This is a genomic window from Peribacillus sp. NPDC101481 (assembly GCF_044767165.1).
Classification (GTDB): Bacteria; Bacillota; Bacilli; order Bacillales; family DSM-1321; genus Peribacillus.
This window is the reverse complement of sequence record NZ_JBIWNJ010000002.1, coordinates 1,171,861-1,198,130: the sequence shown is the minus strand read 5'-3', so window position 1 is coordinate 1,198,130 and position 26,270 is coordinate 1,171,861. Positions and strand designations below refer to the sequence as shown.

Genomic DNA, 26,270 nt, shown 5'->3' with positions numbered 1-26,270 from the left:
ACCCCATTTTACTAGTGGTGTTAACATCACGTCGTCCGAACCAGTATAAAAGGCATAGTTACATTAAAACATTTAAATTTATAATTTTCAATATTTTCTAAAAATAACAATAAATATAAGTCGATAGATTATTATGTAACTAAAAGGTAGGGTTTCGGAATATATCACTATATCTACATTTTAAATCCTTATACATTTATATGTAAAAAAAAGCCCTCCAGTTATGATTTGGGTGTATGAACACCACTCATCTTACAGAAGAAGCTCTATTAATTGGAACCTCAAACCTAATTTGACTGATTGAGAGACCTAGCGAATAATCCTTAAAATTTATACTGCGGTATATCCGCCGTCCACAATAAGACTTGTGCCTGTAACAAATGATGCATCGTCACTTGCGAGGAAGAGAACGGCTTTCGCCACTTCTTCCGCCCTGCCTAAACGGCCGATTGGATGTAAATCGATCAAACCTTGTCTTATTTCACCTTGTGCTTCGGCAATAAGTGGTGTATCTATATATCCAGGGCAAACTGCATTGACACGAATGCCATCTTTCGCATAAGTCGAACCTAACGTTTGTGTTAACAGTTTGACCCCGCCTTTCGCAGCAGAATAGGCTGTTACCCCCGGTTTCCCAGCATGGCTATGGATGGAGCCTGTATTGACAATGGCGCCGCCAGTAGATTGTTTTTGCATTTGCTCTATCGCATATTTATCTGATAGGAAGACACCGGATAAATTAATATCAATCGTTTTTTGCCATTGCTCGTAGCTTAACTCATGAATGTTTCCGTCTCTTGCAATTCCTGCGTTTGCGAACATGATATCCAGTTTTCCATATTTGTTAACCGTCTCTTCGATCATATTCTTTACGTCATTTTCATTCGTCACGTCAGTTTTAACAAAAAGAGTATCATACCCTTTTCCATTTAACTCTTCTGACACAGCCTGTCCATGATCAGCAAAATCGGCAATGACCACCTTTGCTCCTTCTTCTGCAAATAATTGAGCCGTGCTTGCTCCAATCCCGCTTGCTCCCCCTGTTACGATTGCCACTTTATTTTCTAATCTCATCTCTAAACACTCCTTAGTTTTTAGTTTCTAATATCCGTTAGAAAAGTAGTTTTTTTAGCGTGCAGTCGCTCCGCCATCTATCACAAATTCAGTACCCGTCGTATAGGAAGATTCGTCCGAGGCAATGAAAAGCACTGTATTCGCCACATTCTTGACGCTGCCCAGATGTCCCAACGGGAATTCTTTACCCAATTCATCTTTTGTACTGCCAGTTTGTTCAGATGCATAGTCCGCCATCCCGGTATCGATATATCCTGGATGAATCGAGTTTACACGGACCCCTTTTGAAGCATACTCGATGGCAGCATCTTTAGTCATTGTCCGAACCGCTCCCTTGCTTGCACCGTATAAAACATGACCAGGGGCGCCAATCAAGCCTGCAATGGAAGAAGCGTTAATGACTGAACCTATATTTTGTTTCGCCATCAGTGGCATAATATGCTTCATTCCCAAGAATACGCCGGTCACGTTAATCGACATGAGACGATTCCATTCCTCCAGTTCAATCTCCGTAACCGGTTTAATGATATAAATACCCGCATTGTTGAACAGAACATCCACCTTATCAAAAGTATTAATCGTTTCCTTTGCAACCCTTTCCCAATCTTCTTCATTGCTGACATCATGACGGATGAATAGGGCCTCTCCGCCAATTGCCTGAATGTCTTTCACAGCTTGGTCACCGGATTCCTGATTTATATCAGTGATGACGATTTTTGCTCCCTCCCTAGCAAATAACAAAGCTGTTTCTTTCCCTATTCCTGTACCCCGCCTGTAATGATGGCCACTTTGTTTTCAAGTCTCATCATATTACCCCTTTTCTTATTTTCTACGCAACAGATTCCTTGAGCACCGGAAATCTCCATCCATAGAGGTTCTCCCTAGGCAAGTAAATAAAGCTAACTTTAACAATTGTCCACCACTTTAAATGGAATGCCGCTAAAAAAAGCTTCATTGTCTGTCTATGCCTTTATTTTACTCCTCGCAATATGAAATACTATCCTATAATATGCCGTATAATAATAGGGTAAGTATCCCCCTTATATAGGGGTATTTTGTTTAAGGAGAAGAGACTCGTATGACCCAGCCCGCTAATGCTTATGAAGAGATATCGTTTCAGCAATTCATATTATTCATAAAAAGTCATAACAAACAGATTGAAGACAATATCAATATTTATTTGAATCTAGAGCCCCTTATATTAGAAAATGAACGTAAGATGATTCAAACATTACTGGAATCATTTCTACTATTTTTATCCGCTCCAAACATCGAAGACATAAATGAAACATACGATAAGTATTTGGAAACATGGCTTCAATCACAGTTGCCCATTTTAAATGTGAACCATTTCAGCATGTTCCGATTGATCTTTGAAAAGTCCATCGTTACCTTAATGGCCAACCTGAAACATGCCAATACCATTTCCATTCTAATGTTTTTATTATCCATTTTCTCTCACCTCATCCATAGCTATAACAAATGGATGGATGTCGAACCCATGCAACTTTCAAAATCCCACGAAGAAAATGCTGAACTTAAAAGACTGCAACTATTGGACCAATTAGATGAGCTTCTAATTAACTCATCAGGAATTAAGGATTTTGCTCATATCCTAAAAAAATGTGAAGAGTTCTTTCACTATAAAAGATGTGTTTTTTATGCTTATATTCCTTGGTCCAATCAATTTTACGGCACCATTGGATTGGAGCTGCCTAAGGTTCAAAGCATGAGAGGACAACTCAGCTTGAAGCAATCCTTTGTTTTCAATTCAAAAAAGCCTGTATTTTTAAAGAATCCCAATCATTATATTAAAAAGGAACATATAACGTTGTTTAATCTTTCAACTGTCATATTTGTGCCGATTGTTCATGACCAGCAAGTTTTCGGCTGGCTGACCTTTGATCAATTAGGCGAGGAATTCGATTATTCAAAAGATGAACTGACATTACTTGAACAGGTCGGAAAACGGTTAGGCTTATATTTATCAAGAAAGGATGATGAGGTATCCATTTATACCAATCAACAATTGACGGAACGGGAATCCGTGATTTTAAATTTGCTGGCGGAGGGGTATAACAATAAAAAGATGGCCGAATTATTGCAATTAAGCGAGCATACTATAAGGGATTATGTAAGCAGTTTAATGACAAAGTTTAAAGCCAAGAACCGTACACAAGTCGTAGTCTATGGATTTCGTTTTGGTCTATTAAAGTAAAATCTGATTTCCTTTAATCGTTATGTAAAGTCAAAATAAATCCTTACATAGTTAGTTGTTGAATATATCATTTACATTAGCTGCCATATCATAATCATTGGAAACGACTTTGAAGAAAGATTCTGTCATGGCAGCCTGCGATCCACTTCTGAAGGTATCAATTCATGTACTCATATTTATAATCGCCTGTTATATTAATAGCACTATCCACCTGAATATTACGGATGGATCCTTCATTAAGGCTAAAATCCTCTTTAGAAACTTCTTTCCATTTTTTCAAATCCTTTCTGTAGATAACTGCTTCTAAATTATAGATGTCTATATTTTTTTCAAGAGCATATTTGTACGTATCCCTAATTTCTTTCTCTAATGCCCCCTGTATTTTTTCTTTAAGATGGTGTAAGGAGATGTTTTCTTCCATATCCGTTACGGCACCTTCTACTTCAATTGAAATATCGAATTCGACTGTATCCTTTACATAGATAGGCTTTATATTGAATTTTGGCCTCATTAGAGATATTTGAACATTTTTGTTTTTATTGATTTTTATTCCAATTGGGGACCTTACCGTTGATTTTGTTAACCATCTCATCCCCCCAAGATGTTTATTTGCTATCTCCCCCTTTAGCTGATTATTTTTAATAAAATAGGTCCCTGATAGTTTTACGGTGTTCTGTGTTTTTTCTTTTGCTTTCCATACCTCATTTTTTAACGAAATCTTCGGTAGTTTTATTGTCATTCCTGTTTCATAATTTTGCGTATAAAATCTTTGGATCCGGATGGGTTCGACAAAGGATCTTAATTTATAAATATCCTTCGGATTGAAAATGCTTGTTTGCACTGAAGAGCCGAATAAACTATTGACAAAGAGGATCTTTTCTAAGGAATCATCGGTTCCATATAACCAAGTTGTTTCCCTAATTTGCTGAAATCTTAAAATGGGGTCGTTTACGTTGACCAATCCATGTTTTAGTAAACTTTCAGAGAAAATGATCAATTTAACATGAGCCCAATAAATATACTGGTTTGACCTTTTATAAATGTCATTCATGGCCTCGTTCATTGTTTTCCCTCGCCCTTTGGCGACCCAAACAGGTGTTGGTTTTGGTTCCAATCCTTCTTGTTTAGCCACACCGGCAAAAGACGTCACCTGCACATAAATGACATACTGCCCATTCTGATAATCTATTCCCATTGCACTTATATATTGAATATCTTGAATATCCTTGGCATCCCAGCAGCCACTTAAAAGAGCAAGGCTCATTACGAATAGTATAAATCTAAGGATCATTTTCATTAGCGATTTCCTTTTGTTCTGTCCTTAGTTTTCAGCATTTCGGCTCGTTTCTTTCTAAAGAGATATGGCTTCACAAAGACACCGCCCCCTAGAAGATCTTTCAAGGATAGTGGTGATATAGGCGCTAAGTAAGGTAAACCATAAATCTGCAGCCTTGATAAATAAAGGACAATGGAGAAAACACCGAGAAAGAATCCGAATAAACCTAAAACAGAAGAGAGGAATAATACAAAAAACCTGGCCATGCTTACAATTCCACCTAAAGATTGATTGATTAATGTATAGGTGGCTACCGCAGTGGTACCTGCCACCACCAACATCGTCGGGGATGTAATCCCTCCTCTAATTGCTGCATCCCCTATAATTAATCCACCCACAACGGCCAGTGATTGACCGATTGCTTTGGGGAGTGTGATCCCTGCCTCTCGAAACAACTCAAATAAACCCAAAATCAAGAAGGCCTCTTGTTGAGGTGATATAGGCAACCCAAATCTAGATACGGTTATCGTCGCCAAAAATGGGAAGGGGAGCTGGTCTAATTGAAATGATATTAGTGCTATATAAAAGCCTGGCAGGAATATTGATATCACCAGTCCGATAATGCGAAAGAAATATTCGAAATTTGTATAGTAAGATGGAGTATGACGATCTTCCGCCGCCCTTAACAATAATGTAATATTACCTGGTCCAATTAAGGCAGTTGGTGACCCATCCACTAAAATGGCAAAGCGCCCATTATTTAAACTGGCTACAGCATAATCCGGCCTCCCTGTATAATCAAAAAACGGGATCAGGTTGAACTTACTGCCTGATAAAAATTCTTCAAGTTCAGTAGTTCCCAACAAGATATCTGTATTTATTGAGGAAATTTTCCTTTTTACTTTTTCAATGGTTTCTGGATTTACAACATCCTTCACATATAATAAATTGATTTTTGTCTTGCTCCTTTTGCCAATGGTAAATGCTTGATTTTCGAGTGATGCAGTTTTATATCTTTTTCTGATCAACCCTAAATTAACAGAGATATCTTCAATAAATCCATCACGTGGACCTCGGATGGAAATTTCACTACTTGTTTCCTCGGGACTTCGATTCGGGATGCTTGGTAGGGAAAACATAAATAATACTTCCAATTCTTCAAATAGCATCAGGACCATCCCGGAAAATACGTTTTCCTCCACATCTTCTTTTATAGTGGAGGAAGGGAAAACCCTATTGATTTTAAATTCGTCTTGAGGATCCTCTATAACCTCTTCTTCCTTCAGTTTAGAATTTATGAATACACTACCTTCAAGCCGTGCTACTGATTCCCACAACTTTTTGACATCGACCAACACCTCTGAATAAATCAAAGTGCAAATAAGGGGCGGATCGGTTTTCCCTTCAGATGTAATGGTATGCTTTTTGAATTTTACATCCGAGCTCATTCCGAATAATTCATTGAAATACTCCGTCTTTAGTTGGATCTCCGAAGAACTCCCCTTATTTGACTTGTTCAATAGAGGCTCCATTCTTTTTCACCCTTTCTTTCAAAAAAATGACCATGTTAATAAAAAAGGTTATAACCAAAATGCTAATCACGCTCAATTTAAAATAATATCGTTCCGTAAAATCCCTGTATGCTGGAATATCGATTGGTATACAAAGCGCAATGATTAAGGAGACTGATATAGCAAGCAATACAATATTTTTTATTTTCTTTGATTTAATTTGAAACAGTTCCCCCATTAGGAATATCGATAACGATACACGGATAAATGCACCTGAAAGCCATTGGTATATTGATAAAAAATCCAGCCGGTTCAAATACTTACCCATGGTTAGTAACCGCCATTGAGCGTATGCAGGATTGCTTATTTTTGCAGCCTGTACCGGACCAAACTCTGTAATGGACCCTATTATGGGTCCCATACTGATAAACAAAAGAAATAAACCTAAAAAAAGTAAACTCCTGAACTTTATTTCTGTCTTTACAAACTGTTGAATCAAAACGAGAAGAAATATCTCTGTAAAACCTCCACCTAGTATTACGACCCCGTCCCAAACAGGTGTAATTCCATTTTCAAAAATAGGGAAAAGCAAGGAGTAATCCTTATACTGTATATTTGCCGTCATTATCATAAATCCAAGTGCCACAACAAGGGGTAAAACCAATCCTCCGGCAATGGCTATTGTTTTGATTCCAGCCTCTGCAGCAATAAAACATAGGATAATGAAAGGTATAAATAATATATATTCTGGCGTTTGAATCATATAAGTACTGTTTACCCAGGAAAATGTGCTATATAAAGTGACAAACAAGTTTAATGAAATATAGAAGAAAAGAAGGATTTTTATGGTCCAGGCGGCGAGCGGGTGACTGTGAGTATGAAGCCAGCCAATGATATGCTGCTGTTTTGTTTTATTTATTATCCAATAAACCATGGGAAGCCATAATAAAAAAAGCATCCCGGTGACTAAAGTACTTATCCATGAATCTCTTCCGGATGCACCAAGCAGTGAAGGCAAAACGATAACATGGTTCATCAACCCAATAGATAGAATCAGTACCATTGTTGCTTGAAAAGTAGATATACTTTTTATCATGTGACACATCCCCTCTCTTTTAATATGAGGAGGCATTTTTGTTTTTATTCATACGGTGCATCAATTCTTTAATGGACAGATAGGTATTTGAACGTCCCCTCCCGTCAATAAGCTCCGCTGAATCAACTGCCATTTATCATCGGCTTTGCGATAAATAATTTAGAGAAGCATTTTTTGTTTACAAATCAGAAAAGTTTTGTACGGTCTCATCGAACGCACTACAGGCACCAGCTGTTTTTAAGCTGGTGCCTGTTGGCGTTTATCCCTTATACTGTATCCTCCGAGTATGAATGATACTTTAAGCGGCTTTATAGGTTTTCATTGATAGTTTTTTCTATACTGCTGCTTTCTGCTTGATCCTCTTTAATCCATTTAATGAGAGATATCGATGCCATCGCCATAATTAAGATGAGTGGAACGGAGGTAATGACTACTACTGATTGAAGAGCATGCAGTCCTTCACCAAACATCATGAAAACGCTAAAGTTCTATGACCAAAGCCCAAAATATTTTGTGCCATCCGGCTGGCTCTTGATCTAATGACAACCTTTTTTGATGCTGTGCTTGCTACTGTGAATGACGAAGAGTCTAGAGTAGCTGAAAGAAAAATAAGGGTGATAATGATTATGGCAAACAAGGCAATACTGCCGCCGGGAAGGCCCTGGTAAATGGCAACAATGGCAAAAAAGCACCTCCAATTGTTAGAATGATGTCTAACAATTGGAGGTGCAGTTCAAATTTGAAGTCGATCTAAAATTCTTATTTGGCAAACATAACGTTAACAAAAAATAACCCCAAGGAGCTCATTTATTAAAATAAGGGAATTAATGAACTATTTAAACTCTTATTGATTCTTATAACATTAGTCATTTTGCTTATCGTTTTTCACTGTTTTTCCAGATAAAAACCATCCGCCTATTGCAATAAGAAGCATGACTGACCAAAAGATTATATTCCAAATCGGTCCTTCAACAAAATCATGAGAAATAATGTGCACGGCTGGATGCGCAAGGGTGTGCATCAATAACTTTACCCCTACCCAACCAACGATCAACATGGCTGCCGTTTCGAGGCTAGGCCGCTCCGTCAGTATCTTAACGAAGTATCCTGCAGCAAACCTTATGACGATTAAACCTGCAATTGCTCCTAATAAAATAACAATGAATTTAGCCCCATCCATACCTCCTATATCACCCATCGGTGTATCTGGCAAGGCAATGACAAGAGCGACTGCAGCTAAAATGGAATCAATAGCAAAAGCAATATCAGCTAATGCAATTTGCGCAACGGTCATACGGTAGCTTTTCCCTTTTTTTTCTTTGTCACCGTGGTCCCTTTTTAGTAAATGCTTTAATGCAATGAAAATCAAATATGCAGCCCCAATTGCTTGAACTTGCCAAACATGGAAAAGGTACGAAATGATGAAGATTGCACCAATCCTAAATATAAAAGCCAAAAGCAACCCAATATTAATCGCTTTTTTTTGCTGTTCTTGTGGTAAATGCTTTGACATGATGGCTAAAACCAATGCATTATCAGCAGATAATAAACCTTCTAAAAAAATTAGAATGATTAATACCCAGCCATATTCCAATAATAACGATAGTTCCATGATACCCCCCTAAAAGCATGTATAAGAATGCGTATATGACTTCAAACCCAACAACACTTTCTCCTCCAATATTGTCCCATCTTATCTACTTCCTTATTCAAACCTTCCGTCCCGTTAGCCCTGTTTGAACGAAGCAACTCACCTATTGATAGTAAGCATCCATTAGCTCTATATTATATTCTTTTTTGCTTAGCCAAAGTTACATTGGCATTTTTATCTTCTCACTTCGGCAATCACCAAATCAAAACCTATTCAGCCATTAAATGATATTTCTGTAAAATGTCCCTTGTGATTTCCCTAGCTTCTGCCGATGTACCGGAGATATTCGTTACAAAAACATAGTCACTTCCCTTTGTTTCAATAAAACCAACATACCAGCCAATGTTTGTCCCCTGCCCTGTTTTTCCGTAAAGTGTATAGCTGTCCCCTTCAGTCTGGATCATCATCCTTTTAACGGTTTTCATGACATCCTTATCAAAAGGAAGATTCTCTCCATATAAATTTGCCATGAAATCCACTTGTTCAATAGGAGAAATTTTGAGTGAGCTGCTTAGCCAAAACTGATCTATCCCTCCACTAATATCTTGGTTGCCATAAGAAATCTTATGAATCCATTCCTCCATTCGACCCTCTCCAATGTCACGGGCCATTGCTTGATAATACCAAACAACGGAGTTCCTTAAACCAGACCCAAGCGTATGATCCTTGTTCCATATCTCAATTTCCCTTTTCACGCCATCCCAATATTTAATGTCATATTCATCCTCGACGGCACCGACCTGCAATCCGATAAGTGCATTAGGCACCTTAAAAGTCGATTGCGGCGCAAATCTTTGTTCGGCCCGTTCATTATTATAGATAAAAGTCTTACCTTTTTTCACTTCACGTAATATAAAAGTACCTTCACGTTCAGCAAAAAATTCATCGACGTCGAGCTTCTTAATATTGAGTTTGTCTTTGGCGGCGTTGGCTCCACTTGGCTGCTGAACGCATGTAAATATAACGGAGGCGCCAATAAGTATTAAAAAGGCTTCCAGAAGCCTGCGTTTTTTCAAATTCATCACCTCAAAAAATTATTTACAATCCTATCCATTCTATCAGATAAACTCAATATTTTTAAGATTAAGAATTCTCATCTTTACATGCTTAATTTTTAAAAAAAGTCACGGCAGATAAATATGAAAGTTAAACATCATTGCGCTTTTTATGATTTAGTTGCAATATTAATCAAATGAATAAAATTATGGCTTTTCCCAAATAATAGGTAGACTAATTAAGGGAGGGATTTATATGGATGCTAAGCGTGTAAAACAGATTCTTTCTTCTTCATCTGACATTGAGGTGAGATATAATGGCACTTCAGTATGGATTGATAATTTAAATGAAGATGGAAGAACGGCTACAGTACATCTAAGAGGCCCATTAGAGGAAAGATCAGACGTAGCAATTGACGAACTTAAAGAAATATAATATTCATTAAAAACTGAGCTCCTCTCGTAATGAGAAGAGCCTTTACTTATTTCAACCTTAATTTTTGACCGATATTAATTTTGTCGGGGTCTTTAATTCCGTTAAGACTAACAAGAGATTTTACTGTTGTTTTATATTTTTTTGCAATGAAGCTAAGTGTGTCGCCTTTTGTTACAGTATAAGTTGTGGTTGTTTCAGTTTTCAATGCACGGGAGTTGTGCGTCCTAAAAGTATTTATTGTATTTGTAAAATCCCTATAGGCTATATTCAAATCCACCTTTGTGCTGATCCCACTTACCTTACCTGAATCAGAATGCTGCCATATATCTGTGCTACGTCCCAACGTGCTGTTGTATCTGGCAATCCACAAAGCGTATTTCGTCAACCTTGATTCATCTAAAGTATTTTCGAGAAAGTATTTACCAGTATACAACATAGCCGTGTATCCAGCTTCTTCAATAGCCTCCAAAAACGCGATTGCTGCATCTGTCAGCGTTTTTTTCTTTGCCTTTTTTTTATTTTCTTCAAGATCAAGAACAACAGGATAATTTAAAGCAAAAGAGCTGATAGAATCTAAAAAATAAGCAGCCTCAGCCTTTGCTTGTGCAATAGTTGCAAACTTCGCATAGTGATAGGCCCCGACTTTCAATCCCGCTGACAATGCTTGTGGTGCATTTTCTTTGAAATAGGATAGCTTGGAATAACTCGTTCCCTCTGTTGCTTTAATGAACACGAACTTCACGCCTTCCTTTGCAACTTCCTCCCAATCAATAGCACCTTGCCAATGTGAAACATCGATTCCCTTTATATATTCCATATTAATGACCTCCTCAAGGAAACAATCCTATGGTGGTAAATATTTATGAGTTTTATAGGAAATATTCAGTCCTACTGCCCACCTTATAATAAAATATTTGATTGAGTTAAAACAAATATAAATGATGTAAAAGTATAATGCTGCTTCCTTTTGGTTTCAAAGATTATTTTATGCTATACTGATTTTATTAATATCAGAAGGGATGATGGGTGGCCGATGATTAACTAATCTTATTTTCAAAATTTGAAATCACATATTTCAAATCATACGAAATAGGATTAGTCTGCCCATTTTCTATAAATTGTAGAGCTATCATGAAAATAGCTCTTATTTGATAATGCACAGGTACGGCTAATCCTTCCATAGAACTGGGAGGATTTTTTTTATTCTCCCTTTAAGGAGAGGGATAATTATATGAAAGAACTATTAAAGTTAACCAATATCAGCTTTGAAGTATTGGACCATAACATTTTTGAAAATGTTAATGCTAGTGTTCAACAAGGGGAAATCATCGGTATCATTGGCAAAAATGGTGCCGGTAAATCTACGTTGCTGCAATTAATTAACAATGGTTTAGAGCCAGCACATGGAAAAATCCAATGGCTGCAGCAAGACTTGAAAGTTTTTATGGTTGAACAAGAAGTCGAGTCGCATTCTTCAGAAGATAAAACGCCTACCGAAGTTAAATTACTGGATAAAATGCATGTACCAAGCCATGGCTTCCTACAATTAAGCGGAGGAGAAAAAATCAAGGCCCGGCTAGCAAAAGGGCTTTCTAAAGGTGCAGACCTTTTACTATTAGATGAACCTACGAACCATCTTGATGAGGCTAGTTTAGGATTCCTCAATGAACAAATTAAGAATTATAGAGGTACCATTATTTTTGTTTCGCACGATCGTTATTTTTTGGATGCTGTTGCAACGAAAATTTGGTCGATTGAAGATAAAAAGCTAATTGAGCACAAAGGGAATTATTCTAGTTATATGGAGGTTCGCAAACAGAAAAGACTTACACAACAACGTGAATATGAAAAACAGCAAAAAATGGTTGAACGGATCGAGGGACAAATGAATGAAATCACTTCCTGGTCAAAAAAAGCCCATTCACAATCGACGAAAAAGGAAGGAGTTAAGGAATACTATCGTGTGAAAGCGAAGCGAATGGATGCACAGGTAAAATCTAAACAAAAGCGTCTTGAAAAAGAGCTTGAAAAAGCAAAAGCTGAACCTGTTGAATCAGAATATACTGTACGCTTTTCAATTAAAACAAAAAACAAGACGGGAAAACGTTTTTTGGAAGTTAAGAATTTAACTAAGACTTTTAGCGGGCGAACACTGTTTAAAAACGTCAATTTCACGATTCAGCATGGTGAGCAGATTTCCATTATAGGCCCAAACGGCAGCGGAAAGACGACATTATTAAAAATAATTCTTGGACATGAAACTTTTGCGGGCGATGTATGGATTTCACCATCTGCAAAAATAGGCTATTTGACGCAAGAAGTGTTTGATTTACCACTTGAACTTACACCCGCCCAGCTTTTTCATAAAGATACTTTCGAGTCGAGAGGGAACGTTCAAACTTTAATGAAGCATTTAGGCTTCACGGCGTCTCATTGGACAGAACCCATTAAGAATATGAGTATGGGTGAACGCGTGAAATGTAAGTTAATGGAATATATATTGAAAGAAAAAGATGTGCTTATTTTGGATGAGCCGACAAATCATCTGGACTTAGCTTCACGGGAACAACTTGAAGAAACCTTAGCACAGTATACTGGAACGCTTATCGTCGTTTCGCATGATAGATATTTTCTCGAAAAAACGACAAGCAGCAAACTTGTCATTTCGAATAATCGCATACAAAAGCAATTGTATGAATCATCATCCTCCAAAAGAGATGATTTGGAAGAACTGCGATTAACACTTGAAACAGAAAGACAGGAAGTTTTGGGAAAGCTTAGCTTTATGACGCCAAATGATAAAGCGTACACAGAACTCGATAAGAGGTTTAATGAGCTTACGAAAAAAATAAATGAACTTGGTGACAAATGACTATCACTGTAACTTAATGTACTGGATGTTAACCCTTAGAAATGAATTAGTTCTAAGGGTTTTTTAGATATTACCCTGAAGTACTGCCGAACAAAGTACAGTCTCCGATCGTTCAGGAATTTTTACACACCTTGAACATCAAGAACCAATTGATTTGAGGTGCTATAAGGATATCCGTAATGATACAATTTGCAAATTGAGCAGAATACTATTGTCCCCTTGTTAATAAGATTGAATGATGGTTATGTTTTAAGAGGGGGCCTTAGTTATGAGTGAGAACGCACAGGAAGCTATGAGGAATAACTCTGGAATGTTTGTTGAACGCTCCTTAGATGAGATTCGTTTTTGGTCAAGAATAATGAAGGAACACTCTTTATTTCTAAGACTAGGTTTTAGATGTGAAGATACACAGTTAATTGAGGAAGCTAATCAGTTTTATCTTTTATTTGAACGGATAGAACAGCAATCCCATTCATTTACAAATCAAGCTGATCCAGAACAAATCAGAAGATTTAACGCGGAGGTGCAACAAGCTGCCACAGGCATATTTTTGTTTAAAAGGAAGGTATTAGGATTAATACTCACCTGTAAACTGCCTGGTGCAAACAACTTCCCACTTCTAGTCGACCATACAAGCAGAGAAGCCAATTATTTTAGAAAACGATTAATAGAATTAAATGAAGGTAAATTGAAACCACTTGCAGATGCCATCATCAAGGAAAATGTTTTCTTTTTAAGAATAATGGCGGATCATGCAAAATTCATTGGACATCTCCTTGATCCATCGGAAAGAAAGCTGGTGGATATGGCGCGAAACTTTAGTAATGATTTTGATCAATTAGTCTTTCAAGCCGTAGACTTAGAGTCCATGAAACCGCAATCTCAAACGGCCCCTCTTCTGGATCAATTTCTAGATCAGAACCGTGTGTCCGTCGTATCACTTCGAGACTTTAAGAAAACCGCCAGGGATTTAATCGAAGAATGTAAAATCAAGAGCATCATTCATCCACTATTGGCTGATCACGTTTTCCGTGAGGCCGAACGTTTCCTTGAAATCATCGATATGTTTGAATCCCATCTTACAGGTTAAAAAATACAATTAATTGAGTATGAAGGATATGGAAAATTGCAATTATCGGATAAAGAAAATAGGCCCCTCTCGATTTAGAGAAGGGCTTTTATATGTAAAAAGTTAAGACAGGGAACTCACCAATGTTTCAAGTTTCTCTTTATCAGATACAGAAATCCATGGTAAATCCTGATTGACTTCATTAATACCAGGTTGGATAACGCGGCTATTTAAGAGGTCACAAATACAATCATTTATTAATTGGATATCCTCGTCTGATATTTTCCGGTTATATGTAGCGGCTCCTGTTTGTGTGGTCATCCCCCCTATCAAGCCTCTTTGATTTAATGAACTCCTGATCACTTCTCTGATAGCCTCTAGACTAGTCAACGGAAATACATCAAGGTGCTTAACAATCATTCTAAAAATATCCTCTCTAGATAAATCCTGTTCAAAATGTTGTCTCAAATAATCCACCCCCATTTGTCAAAACATTCTCCAAATGAAACGTAAAATCCTCCTTTTTCCCTAAAAAGGACGATACACAATTCCCTTTTGTGTACCGCACTGACCCTTTAATGTTCTTTGCAAATTAACATTCATATTTTTTGGTAAATATTTGTATTATAATAAAATAAATATTTAATCTGTTACGTTATGATAATGATTATTTAACGAAGGGAAAGTTGCTTATCTTTAAGATCATTCTGTTCATTCATGTTTTCGCTGGAGCAACATGTCTTATTAGTGGAATAGGTGCTATGTCTTCAAAGAAAAAAAGAGGTATGCATACAATTTGTGGTGAAATTTATCACAGTGCATATGTTGTAGTCTTTGTCACATCCCTGACAATGGCAATAATGAATTGGGAAAGCAGCGCATATTTATTTTTCATTGGGATATTTTCATATTCTTTCGCATTTATAGGCTATCTTGCTGGTAAGAAGAAATGGAAAAACTGGACTGTATCTCATATTAGCGGAATGCTCGGTTCCTATATCGCTATTTGTACAGCAATTCTTGTAGTAAATGTATCCAATATAACTATCTTGAATCAATGGAACCCATTAATTTTTTGGTTTCTTCCAAGCATTATAGGTTCCCCTCTGATATTTTTGGTTGGACAGAAGTATAAAAAATCGAAATCGATCTAGTTGCTGTCCAAAAAGCTCCTATAAACAAAAAATATTTAACAAGGCGCTAAACAAAAAAGCCCTCTCATTAAGAGAAGGGCTTTTAACAATGGAGGAGTACCACTTAGGGGGTAGTACAATAATATAATTATCGCCAAACGAATACATTTATATTCACCCTCTTTGGCAAGTTAGTGAAAGCTGCTTTATCCTCCTTCTAGACATTGAAGGTTGACGCCTTAGTCATTCTCCATCTGCCTTCCATTACTAATTTTTTATTGAATGGTTTTTTAAAAAAATTTTTAAGCTTTGTTCTCTGACCATTACATTAAATCCTTTTACAAAAAGACCTGCTATTATAAGGGCTCTTTAACGTTTTTTGAATAAAAACTGGAGTTCTTTCCCCTTTGATCGAACTGCCGTCATTGCGACATATTAAAGTATTCAAATGATTTAACGGATGATGTGTGGTCCTATCTTTGGAAATAATAGATGCCTCTTTCTCTATTCAATTTTCACCATGTTTCTGATATGCTTTTATCAATAAAAAAGAAAGGTGTAGTTACGATGATAAAGGAATTCAGGGAGTTTATAACTAAAGGAAACGTTCTCGATCTTGCAATAGCCGTAGTGATGGGTGCTGCTTTTGGGAAGATCGTTTCATCACTAGTCAATAATATTATCACACCGCTAGTAGGAATTTTATTAGGGGGGATCAATCTTTCTTCGTTAAAGATTACAGTTGGAAACGCAGTAGTTCAATACGGTGAATTTGTCCAAGCTGTGATTGATTTCTTGATCATTTCGTTTGCAATTTTCATGTTTATGAAGATAGCGAATTCGCTTATTAGAAAAAAACAAAGTAACGAGGAAGAGGAATTGGAAGTGGTACCGGCATCCGAGCAATATTTAAAGGAAATCCGTGATCTTTTACAAAAAAATGCACGGCAGGACGAAACATCATAAGTTCATAATTATATTCAACTCATGGTCTTTAATAACCAACGCTTTTAACTAGCCACTCTCGATTAAGAGAGTGGCTTTATCTTATTCTATCAGTGGTTTTTGACCAATTCTCAATTACATTGATTCATAGTCTTTTATTTCAAATTCATTTAAGGGCCGATTAATCGACTTACTCAATTTTTTAATAAGCTCTTGGTAATCCTTAGTATCATTTGGATCAATACCTTCTCTGACGTTTAGTATCTCGTATCGGTCATACTGTTCTGGAATAAGTTTTCCGTCTACATGGATATAAAGCCTATATTTAATCCTCAGATTCATATTACCATCTCCTTTACTATCAGTTCGATATAGGGAGCTATTTTCCTGCAAGAAAAAATGCCTATATGTGATGCTCCATTAGCTATTCATATAATAATCAATGTCCGTAGTTCGTATTATCTCTTATTTTTATACATTTTACATTTATGTTGAGCACATATATCGGGAGAATCTTCAGGAGGAATTGTTATATATATTAGAGAACAACATATTAATGAATATACTGGATTGAATTCACCTGTATACTTTTGTTCTCACTGCATAAATTGTTCAAAACGAAAAAACTAGTGTATATGGAGGTTTTTTAAATGAATCACCCCGAGCAAGAAATGTATAACTATCACGCGTGGGCAAATGGAGTCATCATCGATCGGTTAAATGAACTTCCACAGCACATTTACCATAAGGAAATTCAGACTGGTTTTTCGTCGGTATCAAAAGTGTTGTCTCATATTTATCTCACAGATTTTACGTGGTTTGACATTATCTCAGGTAAAAGTATGAATGAAGCAATGGCATCTTCTAATCAATTAAAAGAAGCGGTGGAAAAGAAAAGTATTGAGGAAATGAAAAAAATATTTATAGACTTATACGAAAGAAACAAAGTACTTCTGAGTACAGAGGATATGGAAAAGGTAATTGTCGTGGATAACCCCTATGCCGGATTGCTTGAAACTACCATTTCCGAATCGGTATTACACATTGTCACTCACGGATCATATCATCGTGGCAATATAGCTACCATGTTACGGCAAATGGGGCACACTTCCGTTATGCAAGATTTTGGCCTTTATCTTTATGCAAAATAAAACACCAAACTATACCCGATTCCTGATTAAGGAGATTAATAGATGGATGAACTAGTTGGCTCTTGTGTTCGCTGTGCACGTGATGTATATTGTACGGCAGGTTTCCTGAACGGCATTCTGTTAGATAACAAGAAAATCTTATGTTTTAATTGTAAGGATATTTTAAATGCGATGACCGAAGAAGAAAGATTGGAGGAGGAAAATCAAAACTAGATATTTAAATAGGTCATGCCAAATTATTGGCATGACCTATTTTGCCCGATGAACGGTCAGATTGACCTTGTTGGTTTCACACATGAATGTTGAGAGATGCACAGGTTGGTCGTTTGCATCGAAAGCAATCTTCACTATTCTAAATAAATTTGCGCCAATATCGCATTCTAAATATTTAGCATAGATTTTTGTAGCACCAATCACGTCGATAATTTTATCGTTACTGACTATTTCTGTATGGTAATCTTCCAAAAGGATCTTATAAGTTGATTCATCCCTTGCAATCTTCTTTTCTAAATCCGGAAAACGAAGTAACGAATAATGAGCGGTATCGTAGAAAAGCGGACGCTCATCTACATACATGAGTCGCTCAAGTTCGAGAACGGGGCTTCCTTCTTCAATGAGGAGATGACCTGCAACATCTTTTGGTGCGGCTATGACCTCACTTCGTAAAATCCGGGAATTCGGTATCTTCCCAAGCTGATGACTAAACTCTGAGAATCCACTTATGGATAACAACTCATTATGAAACTTATTAGATGCAACAAAGGTACCCCTGCGCGGAATACGTGTCAGTGTTCCATCCTTCACCAATTCCTCTATTGCTTTTCGTATGGTAATGCGGCTAACGTTATAAGTTTCACAAAGCTCTGCTTCGGTTGGGATCTGTTCATCTGGTTTGTATTTACCGTTCTGAATATCATTCTTCAACATTTGCCTTATTTGCATATATAGTGGCTGGGGGGTTGAAGGATTTAAATTCATATTAGATTCATCCTTATCCGTCAAATTTTATTATTTATTACCTATTATACATGATTTACAGTCCCAGTCACCACGCACCGAAATAGCTAATTGTTTTCGCAGCAGACTCTGTGCCCAATTCTAAACAATTGCCGATGGAATGGCCTTTCAATATTCCATAAATAAAACCGGAAATGAAGGAGTCCCCCGCCCCCATCGTATCCACCACATTCGCTTCAACGACACCGCATTGATAAAATTGAATGCCGTCATAGGCAAGTGAACCATTTTCACCTAAAGTGGCGACCGCAATTTTAGGTCCTTGATTTTTTACATCCTTTAAAAATTGGCGGATAAAAGAATCGTCCTTCGTATAAGAGAAAAAAGGATAATCAACAAACTGCGGTAAAGTCTTCACTAAATCGTGATCTAGCTGATCTGAGAAATCAAAAGAAGTGAGCATTCCTTTTTCTTTAAAAAAGGAATAGTACTTATCCGCATGTCCCCAAATCCCTGAATGTATAAGCTGATATGTTTGAATGTAATGGAGTTCTTCCGTCGTTAAACAGAAATGTTCCATGACACCTTCGTCGTATTCTCCAAACCTGCGGTCATTTCCTACCATTTCAACAAAAGTAACAGCTGTTTTTCCTTCTTTCCGCGAAAGATGGGAAATATCAACACCTTTTTCCTGAATCGCTTTAACCATCTTTTCACTGTATTGATCGAATCCCACCCAGCCAATATAAGCAGATTCAGCACCTAACCCTTTTAAATAGACAGCCACATTTAAAGGATTACCGCCAGGATAGACCTCCCCGCTCTTTTGATAGACATCCATACAGTTATCTCCGACTGTAACCGTTCTCATCATTTTCCCCCGCTTTCTTTAAAATTAAGAGCACTACTAAGTAGTGCTCCACATATCTTAATATTCCATTTGGCGATAGTATCTTCTAAGTGTTAATGGATGATTTCTTTCACGCTCAAGGTAAACGCTGATTCGACTTAATACCGACCAGTTAATACTAACAGAAAAGTGCTTTCTGAATTCTTCGCTGATACCGTCCATTTCAAAGCTTTTGGTATCAATAACCGTTAAATTTTTAGAGATATTTTCTACAAATCTCTCTACACGGTCCATCAGCGGTCTAGTTTCATCTTCTCCTTTTAGTAAAATAACACTTGTATCTTCTACAACAAGTTCAAGCGTACCATGGAAAAACTCTGCCGCGTGGATGGATTTCGCCTGGATCCATTGCATCTCCTCTAAAATGCACATGGCATATGAATAAGTGTTTCCCCAAAGGTTACCGGAACCGACCATCATGTGGTAATCCGTGTCTTTATGTGCAATGGCAAATTCCTCTGCTTTTTTGTCAAAAGATTTAACGGCATCTAGAATTGCACGCGGAAGTAGAGAAACCTCATTCGTGAACTGTTCATATTGCGGGAATTCATTGTTGTTATGCATGAAACGGAAGACGACCATGTACAAAAGCATAAAGAAAGTATCAAAAGAGTGCGTTTCAGAACCTGTCGTTATACAGTAATCCGCAATTTGTGTTAACGGAGTATTTGGCTCTGCAACTAAAGCGATTGTAGTGGCGCCTTTTTCTTTACAATATTCAGCCGCTGCAACTGTTTCTTGAGTAGTCCCGGATACAGATGTAAAAATACAGACTGAATCTTTGCTGAAATGCTTATGATTCATCACCATGAACTCAGCAGCAATTTCTGCATGGACATCGATGGTAGAATTTGACTTTAAAATATATTCATACGGATACATCATGGCTATGGTGCCACCAGCGCCGATCAGAAAAATATTGCTGTAGCCCCTTTTGGTGATTCCATCTACGATTTCTTCAATCTGGCCTCTAAAAGCAAGGCCCTCTTTTTCTACAAGATTTAGAAATAACTCTTCATCAAACTTTAGCATCAACAGTTTCCTCCCATATCCCTGTATATTTGTTATGTCTTGTATTATATCTAAACATAATAATTTGTACAATTGTTTTATTTTAAATTTTAGTGCGTTTGACAAAAGAAGGCCCAACTTCCCTTAACACATTCTGCTAAGCCACGATATCGCTGTCGTTATTTTTCTTGGATCCATATTTCCTTTCCCAATAATAGTAAACCGGCAAACCTGTTGCGATGACGATCAATGCTGCAATCACTCCTTGAATAGGCGCCCAAGTAAAAGTTCCCCAAGCCAGCCATGATGCTCCAAGAATAGCTAACACCGTCGTTAATCTCCACATTGGCATACGATAGATTGGGTTATAATCATCCCTTTTACGACATTTATAAACAGCGGCAAAGTCCATAATGTTAATAACCAATTGAATCAGTGTGAAATAGCCAAGTAACACCGTTAAATTACTGAAGCACACAAGAATACATGCATACGTAACCTGAACGATGATGGAGAAGCTTGGAGTTTCATATTTAGGATGGACCTTCGCAAAGCGTTGAAAGAATAGTCCGTCCTTTGCCATTGCATACTCAAGTCGGGGCTGAAACATTATGCAAGAGCTCAACGAACCCAAGATAACAATAATCGCTGTAATGGCCACAAATGATGATGCAATATCCGATAATCCCGGAATATATTTTACAGCTTCGGAAACAGCCGCATTGGAGTTGATTAATTCTTCAAATGGCATCAAGCCGATGACACAAATGGCTAGCAGCGTATATAAAGCCAACACGATGAATACTGAACTAATAAGAGCTCGGGGAAGTATTTTCCCTGGATTTTTGAACTCCCCAGCCATGAAACAAATCGCAGCCATTCCCGTATATGCCCATGTGGTTGCAGATACACCGCCTATTAAACTTGATTTCTGAGCACCAGGAGGTGGAGTATAAGCAAAGTTTTCAGGGTTCATATACATTATTCCCAGCACAATGACGATCAGGAAAGGTATGATCTTGATAGCCGTGATAATGACCTGGAAAAGACCTCCTTCTTTTACACTTCGATAATGAATCGATGTGATTAGCAGGATGATTGCAATACCCAATAATTTTCCGGCAACTCCCGAGAAAAATGGGAAAAAGGTTGCTAAATAAGAAACAATCGCTAAAGCCATTATCGATATGGATGGAGGATCCAACGCCCAGAAAGTGGCCCATCCATATAAAAATGCCATAGGCCTCCACCCAGCTTTATTTAAATAAACGTAACCGCTTCCATTTTGGGGGTATGCGGTCGATAACTCGGCCAGCACCATTACTTGAGGTATGGCAATCACCCCGCCTATTATCCAGGCTAGAATAGAAATGGAAGGAGTACCCGCAGCCCTTGCAACATCACCAGATGAGACAAAAATACCCGATCCTATAGTAGTTCCAACAGCAATAGCTAGAGCAGACCAAAAACCCAGTTTTCGTGTAAGTGTGCCATTACTCATAAAGAGTTCCTCCAAATTAGATGATTAAATTCCCAATTCCCTTACTTTTTCAATAGATTTCATAATTGCATCGCTTGGATTTTGATAATAATTTGATCCCATAATCTCTAGAGTACAACTTCCTTTGTAACCATGGCTTTTAAGACTCGTTAAATATTCTCTCCAATTTAAAACACCATCATCTAGTGCCAAATGCGTATCTGATTGACCATCTCCATCGATTAGGTGAAAATGGCTTAATTCGGGAAGGAAGGAAAAGTACTCATCAGGTGTTTCACCTGCCAGTTGCATGGAAACTGTATCTATCATTCCTTTTAGCGAAGGAGATTGGATTTCCTCTAACATTTTCTTTAACCCCTTAGAGTCAATTACCAGATTGGATTCATATTTTGTCAATGGCTCTAAAGCAAGAATCAAACCTTCCTTCTCAGCTACTTTGGTTAATTGAAAGATTGAGTCACTTGCATACTTCCATGATTCCTCTTGTGAAACAGAAAAGTCCCCTATTCCAGAAGTGATAAGCATCATGTTTGTGTCTAACTCCAGCGCGGCGTAAAGATTCTCCATAAAATATTCAATGCTTTTTTTTCGCCAATGAGCATCCGAGGATGCAATGTTATAAGGATAAATACATTGTTCTGGAGTATAGCAGATGATTTTCATATTTCTAGATTTAAGTTCCCTTCTCAAACTCCTTATATTTCCTAGTATGTTGCGATAAACATACAAATGCGGCTCCCCACCCCATAATTCAATGCTTTTAATCTCAAGTTTGTCCATGCATTCCAAAAAATAATGAAAAGGGAAATGCCTAAAAGTGATATTCATCCCTGCAATATTCAATTCTTTCACCCCCTCAAAACAATTTTTTATTTGTTATGTTTTGTATTATAATTAACCAATACATTGTTTGCAATAATTATTTTGAATATTTAAAAAATAATCATTCGGAAAATGCGGAAAAGTCGTGATTTTATTGTTCATCACACCTTTTTAAAAATTAACTATTTTTTAGTGACTACGAATGATAGAATGTTAAAGTATTTATACCTAGTGCAAAAATTTCTCTGGTACATTGTAAGTATTATGTTGGTGATTATTGTTTGAAATATGATATACCTGTAGAATGGATGTTAGCCTGGGGGATTTCCATGAGAATGTATCCTGAAATATTGTCAAGTTAGTGGTTAATAAAGAATAAACACCTCAAAAAAAGCGTAAATTGAGATGAATCTCCTTAAATGGTGTATTTTATTGGAAAATAAAGGTTAGTTTACACTAATACTTCGTGAGACGAATTAGTTTCTTTAAAAATAGCAGACAGTACAATTTATACTATCCTAGCGGAAAGGACGTGCCATAATAATGAATCACGAAAAAACAGCCATCACTAAAATTCGTACAGGCCCCATGTTTGCGGTGATGCTGGCTGGTGCTCTAGTCGCTTTCTTAAATCAGACCTTAATCAATATCGCATTGCCTCAATTAATGACTCATTTTGACATATCAGCTGCAACAGCTAATTGGCTTACTACAATCTTCTTATTGGTCAATGGGATTGTCATCCCGATTACCGCTTTCTTAATGGAACGATTCAATACAAGACAATTATATCTTGCTTCGATGGGACTCTTTGCATTAGGAACATTTTTATGTGGGATTGCCCCCAGCTTCTCCGTCTTATTGATCGGACGTGTGGTTCAAGCTGCAGGTGCGGGGATTTTGTTCCCGTTGATTACAAATGTAATTTTCACTTTATTTCCACCTAACAGACGCGGTTTTGCAATGGGCATATTTGGTATTGCGATGAATTTTGCCCCAGCTGTAGGACCGACATTATCAGGATGGATTATCCAAAACTATTCATGGCGGGTTCTGTTTTTTATCATTTTCCCATTCGCCCTGCTTGACTTCATCTTTGCCATTTTCATCATTAAAAAAGTAGGGAAAACCAGCCGGCCTAAACTCGATAAACTGGGTGTAATTCTATCCACTATCGGATTCGGCGGAGTTCTATATGGATTTGCTACAGGCGGCACCAAGGGCTGGGGCAGCCCTGAAGTACTGATGATGTTCCTTGTTGGAGGAATCAGTTTAGCTTTATTTGTCTGGAGGCAATTCACTGTATCTCATCCCATTTTGGAGTTTAGAATTTTCCGGTATCGGATGTTCACTTTAACGACAATCATCAACATCATCGCAACTATGGGTATGTTCTCCGGAATGATCATCATGCCAATCTATATGCAGAATATCCGTGGGTTTACTCCGATGGAATCCGGTCTCATGCTATTGCCTGGCGGAATTTTAATGGGGATCATGTCTCCTATCACCGGAAAGCTGTTTGACCGATTTGGTGCAAGATGGCTTGCGGTGAGCGGACTTGCCATCACTATCATTACAACGTACCTTTTAACTCGGCTTGAAACAGATACGTCCTATTCTTATGTGGTATGGGTATATACGATTAGAATGTTCGGAATGTCGATACTGATGATGCCTATCTTCACAGCTGGATTAAATGAATTGGCACTTAGCCTAAACAAATATGGAACAGCAATGGTCAATACATTGAGAATGGTAGCAGGCGCTGTTGGCATGGCATTCTTTGTGTCCATCATGACAAACCAGGGAACGAAACATGTACAGGAAATCTTATCTCAAAGGAATATATCACCAGATAATACATCACAAATGGCGATGGCCATTAAACAAGGCAGCGTAATGGGAGTGGATGATGCATTCATGATCGCAACAGGTTTGACCATAGTTGCATTCATACTTGCCTTTTATATTCGGCAAACATCACCACAAGAAGATACCATTACAAATCGCCTATCAAAAAAAAGCTTTTAATAATCAAGGCTAAATCAACCTATTTTCCAAGGTAAAAAAATTCTTATATTAATATACTGACTTGCCCCATGAAGACATATAAATGCAAAAAAAAGAGACACGTTTTATGAGTGTCTCTTTTTTTGCCCAAATTACTTCCTGGCCTCCAGGAGACGGCCTTTATTATGTCTCTTCAGAATATCTTCTGAAGAACAAAGCCAACAATTCACAAATTGCACCGGTACTTTAAATATGCTGAGTATATATTTACATTCCTCTCATATATTTTAAGATAATGATTTGGACAAGGGGAATGTATTAATGAAAAAGTTAGTTACTCTGCTTTTTTCAAGTTTTTGCATTGGAATTGGTATTAACCTGTTTATAGTTCCCATTCATCTAATAAATGGCGGGATATTTGGAATAAGTTTGTTAATCAAATATGTGTGGGGAATCCAGGTTGGACATACCATGATTATGTTCAATATTCCCATATACCTTCTATCTCTTCTATACGATAAATCTTATTTCTTTAATGCCATCCTTGGGTTAGCTTTTACATCAACCATTATCGATTGGTTAACACCACTAAACGGTTTGATTCATCTACCGATCATAACAAGTGCCATTATCGGTGGAATGACGATTGGGATTGGTGTTGGTTTTATGCTGAGACAACATATTAGCCCCGGTGGAGTGGATTTACTAGCACTATTAATCTCTAAAGCTACAGCAACTAATCCTGGAATTATTATTTTTATCATTGATTCTCTCATAGTAATTGCCGGAATTATTATATTGAAAGACTTAAAGTTAATGTATTCCCTCATCACGATTTCCTGTGTTGGGTTTTGCGTCATTTTAATCAATTCTTTTAAATCAATAAACTTTTTTACAAGATAAAGCCATACCTGCATGTGTCAAATACAGTGTTGGCAATGTTCACTAAACATATCGACCAAAACCTCAGGAATAAAAGCAGCAAAGCTAATCATGGAATATTCTTGAAATTTTTTATCAAAAGGCAGTGGTTAAAGCAGCCACTGCCTTTTACATTAAAGAAAACTCCAAAATCACCTTCAAGCAGTAGACTTTTGGAATAGAACAATTGGGCAAACGATAATCATGATTTTGTGATCAACTCTTTCTTAAGGATGTAAAAGATCAAACGGAGGAAATCCTCTCTAATTTTAAGAAATTTGCGGCACTCCTGCCGTAAAACTGGCTAGCCGAGTACGTAGGACGCTTGCTTTGATGCGGCTTGGCAGACAATCGCACGTTTACTCGGATTTCGTGCTACACTTGTGATTTCGCGCCGTTTACTCGTGAATTTTGCTGTTTTACTCGTAATTTCAGCATGTTCACTCGTGGTTTCGTGCTGCATCCATGATTTCCCGCCGTTTACTCGTGAGTTTTGCTGTTTTACTCGTGAGTTTTGGCTATTTATTCGTGAGTTTTGCTGGTTTACTCGTGAATTCAGCATATTCACTCGTGATTTCGTGCTGCATCCATAATTTCGTACGTTTACTCGTGAGTTTTGGCTATTTACTCGTAATTTCAGCATATTTACTCGTGATTTCGCGCCGTTTACTCGTGAATTTTGCTGTTTTACTCGTAATTTCAGCATGT

26 protein-coding genes and 1 pseudogene are annotated in these 26,270 nt (G+C 37.4%); 10 read left to right on the top strand and 17 right to left on the bottom strand.

Annotated features, from left to right (window positions below):
* Positions 1–330 precede the first annotated feature (330 nt).
* The gene (locus tag ACIROD_RS15820) at positions 331–1,074 is read right to left on the bottom strand and encodes an SDR family NAD(P)-dependent oxidoreductase (protein ID WP_076368734.1); all 744 of its coding nucleotides are present in this window, start codon (positions 1,072–1,074) and stop codon (positions 331–333) included.
* A gap of 54 nt (positions 1,075–1,128) precedes the next feature.
* A pseudogene (locus tag ACIROD_RS15815) lies at positions 1,129–1,880 on the bottom strand (SDR family NAD(P)-dependent oxidoreductase).
* Positions 1,881–2,152: 272 nt separating this feature from the next.
* Between ACIROD_RS15815 and ACIROD_RS15810 the strand changes: the two are divergent.
* Positions 2,153–3,292, top strand: a complete 1,140-nt coding sequence (locus ACIROD_RS15810) for a LuxR C-terminal-related transcriptional regulator (protein WP_402941999.1) — start codon at positions 2,153–2,155, stop codon at positions 3,290–3,292.
* Between the two features lie 157 nt (positions 3,293–3,449).
* On the opposite strand, the gene ACIROD_RS15805 is transcribed toward ACIROD_RS15810, so the two are convergent.
* The 6 genes from ACIROD_RS15805 to blaOXA all read right to left on the bottom strand — a co-directional run bounded on the left by ACIROD_RS15805 (position 3,450) and on the right by blaOXA (position 9,848).
* Positions 3,450–4,589 carry a Ger(x)C family spore germination protein gene (locus tag ACIROD_RS15805; protein ID WP_402941997.1) on the bottom strand — a complete coding sequence of 380 codons (1,140 nt, stop codon included), beginning with the start codon at positions 4,587–4,589 and terminating at the stop codon, positions 3,450–3,452.
* On the bottom strand, positions 4,589–6,100 hold the full coding sequence (locus tag ACIROD_RS15800; RefSeq protein WP_402941995.1) for a spore germination protein: 1,512 nt from the start codon (positions 6,098–6,100) through the stop codon (positions 4,589–4,591). Before ACIROD_RS15800 ends, ACIROD_RS15805 begins: the two co-directional genes overlap by 1 nt.
* Positions 6,072–7,175 (bottom strand): endospore germination permease, encoded by a 1,104-nt coding sequence (locus ACIROD_RS15795; RefSeq protein ID WP_402941993.1) that lies wholly within the window; start codon positions 7,173–7,175, stop codon positions 6,072–6,074. The genes ACIROD_RS15800 and ACIROD_RS15795 overlap by 29 nt, the downstream gene beginning before the upstream one ends.
* 308 nt (positions 7,176–7,483) lie before the next feature.
* Positions 7,484–7,645 carry a hypothetical protein gene (locus ACIROD_RS15790; protein ID WP_402941991.1) on the bottom strand — a complete coding sequence of 54 codons (162 nt, stop codon included), beginning with the start codon at positions 7,643–7,645 and terminating at the stop codon, positions 7,484–7,486.
* 392 nt (positions 7,646–8,037) lie between these two features.
* A complete protein-coding gene (locus tag ACIROD_RS15785; protein ID WP_402941989.1) occupies positions 8,038–8,787 on the bottom strand; it encodes a TerC family protein in 750 nt (249 codons plus the stop codon).
* Positions 8,788–9,035: 248 nt separating this feature from the next.
* Entirely contained in the window at positions 9,036–9,848 is an 813-nt protein-coding gene (gene blaOXA, locus ACIROD_RS15780) for a class D beta-lactamase (protein ID WP_402941987.1), read from the bottom strand.
* Positions 9,849–10,077: 229 nt separating this feature from the next.
* Between blaOXA and ACIROD_RS15775 the strand changes: the two genes are divergently transcribed.
* A complete protein-coding gene (locus ACIROD_RS15775) occupies positions 10,078–10,257 on the top strand; it encodes an H-type small acid-soluble spore protein (protein WP_034313120.1) in 180 nt (59 codons plus the stop codon).
* Between the two features lie 46 nt (positions 10,258–10,303).
* Here ACIROD_RS15775 and ACIROD_RS15770 read toward each other — a convergent pair whose 3' ends face one another.
* Entirely contained in the window at positions 10,304–11,074 is a 771-nt protein-coding gene (locus ACIROD_RS15770; protein ID WP_402941985.1) for a GH25 family lysozyme, read from the bottom strand.
* A gap of 414 nt (positions 11,075–11,488) precedes the next feature.
* On the opposite strand from ACIROD_RS15770, the gene abc-f reads away from it, so the two are divergent.
* Together abc-f and ACIROD_RS15760 are read left to right on the top strand one after the other, a co-directional pair.
* Positions 11,489–13,129: a ribosomal protection-like ABC-F family protein gene (gene abc-f, locus ACIROD_RS15765; protein ID WP_402941983.1), complete on the top strand. Its 1,641-nt coding sequence runs from the start codon at positions 11,489–11,491 to the stop codon at positions 13,127–13,129.
* Between the two features lie 268 nt (positions 13,130–13,397).
* The gene (locus ACIROD_RS15760) at positions 13,398–14,219 is read left to right on the top strand and encodes a DUF2935 domain-containing protein (RefSeq protein WP_101221560.1); all 822 of its coding nucleotides are present in this window, start codon (positions 13,398–13,400) and stop codon (positions 14,217–14,219) included.
* A 102-nt stretch (positions 14,220–14,321) separates the two neighbouring features.
* On the opposite strand, the gene ACIROD_RS15755 is transcribed toward ACIROD_RS15760, so the two are convergent.
* Complete coding sequence (locus tag ACIROD_RS15755) at positions 14,322–14,666, bottom strand: hypothetical protein (protein ID WP_402941981.1); 345 nt, start codon at positions 14,664–14,666, stop codon at positions 14,322–14,324.
* A gap of 218 nt (positions 14,667–14,884) precedes the next feature.
* Here ACIROD_RS15755 and ACIROD_RS15750 point away from each other — a divergent pair, with 218 nt between their 5' ends.
* On the top strand, positions 14,885–15,352 hold the full coding sequence (locus tag ACIROD_RS15750; RefSeq protein ID WP_402941979.1) for a fatty acid desaturase family protein: 468 nt from the start codon (positions 14,885–14,887) through the stop codon (positions 15,350–15,352).
* A 546-nt stretch (positions 15,353–15,898) separates the two neighbouring features.
* The gene (gene mscL / locus ACIROD_RS15745) at positions 15,899–16,297 is read left to right on the top strand and encodes a large conductance mechanosensitive channel protein MscL (protein ID WP_402941977.1); all 399 of its coding nucleotides are present in this window, start codon (positions 15,899–15,901) and stop codon (positions 16,295–16,297) included.
* Positions 16,298–16,411: 114 nt separating this feature from the next.
* On the opposite strand, the gene ACIROD_RS15740 is transcribed toward mscL, so the two are convergent.
* A complete protein-coding gene (locus tag ACIROD_RS15740; RefSeq protein ID WP_101221533.1) occupies positions 16,412–16,618 on the bottom strand; it encodes a hypothetical protein in 207 nt (68 codons plus the stop codon).
* Between the two features lie 308 nt (positions 16,619–16,926).
* Between ACIROD_RS15740 and ACIROD_RS15735 the strand changes: the two genes are divergently transcribed.
* Positions 16,927–17,427 (top strand): DinB family protein, encoded by a 501-nt coding sequence (locus tag ACIROD_RS15735; RefSeq protein ID WP_402941975.1) that lies wholly within the window; start codon positions 16,927–16,929, stop codon positions 17,425–17,427.
* Positions 17,428–17,469: 42 nt separating this feature from the next.
* Positions 17,470–17,640 (top strand): hypothetical protein, encoded by a 171-nt coding sequence (locus tag ACIROD_RS15730; protein ID WP_402941973.1) that lies wholly within the window; start codon positions 17,470–17,472, stop codon positions 17,638–17,640.
* A 36-nt stretch (positions 17,641–17,676) separates the two neighbouring features.
* Here ACIROD_RS15730 and ACIROD_RS15725 read toward each other — a convergent pair whose 3' ends face one another.
* The 5 genes from ACIROD_RS15725 to ACIROD_RS15705 form a co-directional block, all read right to left on the bottom strand.
* A complete protein-coding gene (locus tag ACIROD_RS15725) occupies positions 17,677–18,405 on the bottom strand; it encodes a GntR family transcriptional regulator (RefSeq protein WP_402941971.1) in 729 nt (242 codons plus the stop codon).
* A gap of 67 nt (positions 18,406–18,472) precedes the next feature.
* Positions 18,473–19,255: a fructoselysine 6-kinase gene (frlD, locus tag ACIROD_RS15720; protein WP_402941969.1), complete on the bottom strand. Its 783-nt coding sequence runs from the start codon at positions 19,253–19,255 to the stop codon at positions 18,473–18,475.
* Positions 19,256–19,312: 57 nt separating this feature from the next.
* Positions 19,313–20,326 (bottom strand): SIS domain-containing protein, encoded by a 1,014-nt coding sequence (locus tag ACIROD_RS15715; protein ID WP_402941967.1) that lies wholly within the window; start codon positions 20,324–20,326, stop codon positions 19,313–19,315.
* Between the two features lie 136 nt (positions 20,327–20,462).
* The gene (locus tag ACIROD_RS15710) at positions 20,463–21,806 is read right to left on the bottom strand and encodes an amino acid permease (protein ID WP_402941965.1); all 1,344 of its coding nucleotides are present in this window, start codon (positions 21,804–21,806) and stop codon (positions 20,463–20,465) included.
* Between the two features lie 24 nt (positions 21,807–21,830).
* Positions 21,831–22,649 carry a TIM barrel protein gene (locus ACIROD_RS15705; protein WP_402941963.1) on the bottom strand — a complete coding sequence of 273 codons (819 nt, stop codon included), beginning with the start codon at positions 22,647–22,649 and terminating at the stop codon, positions 21,831–21,833.
* 522 nt (positions 22,650–23,171) lie between these two features.
* On the opposite strand from ACIROD_RS15705, the gene ACIROD_RS15700 reads away from it, so the two are divergent.
* Positions 23,172–24,662 (top strand): DHA2 family efflux MFS transporter permease subunit, encoded by a 1,491-nt coding sequence (locus ACIROD_RS15700; protein WP_230178311.1) that lies wholly within the window; start codon positions 23,172–23,174, stop codon positions 24,660–24,662.
* 300 nt (positions 24,663–24,962) lie between these two features.
* Positions 24,963–25,544 carry a YitT family protein gene (locus ACIROD_RS15695; RefSeq protein ID WP_402941960.1) on the top strand — a complete coding sequence of 194 codons (582 nt, stop codon included), beginning with the start codon at positions 24,963–24,965 and terminating at the stop codon, positions 25,542–25,544.
* 322 nt (positions 25,545–25,866) lie between these two features.
* On the opposite strand, the gene ACIROD_RS15690 is transcribed toward ACIROD_RS15695, so the two are convergent.
* On the bottom strand, positions 25,867–26,025 hold the full coding sequence (locus ACIROD_RS15690) for a hypothetical protein (protein WP_402941958.1): 159 nt from the start codon (positions 26,023–26,025) through the stop codon (positions 25,867–25,869).
* Positions 26,026–26,270 lie beyond the last annotated feature (245 nt).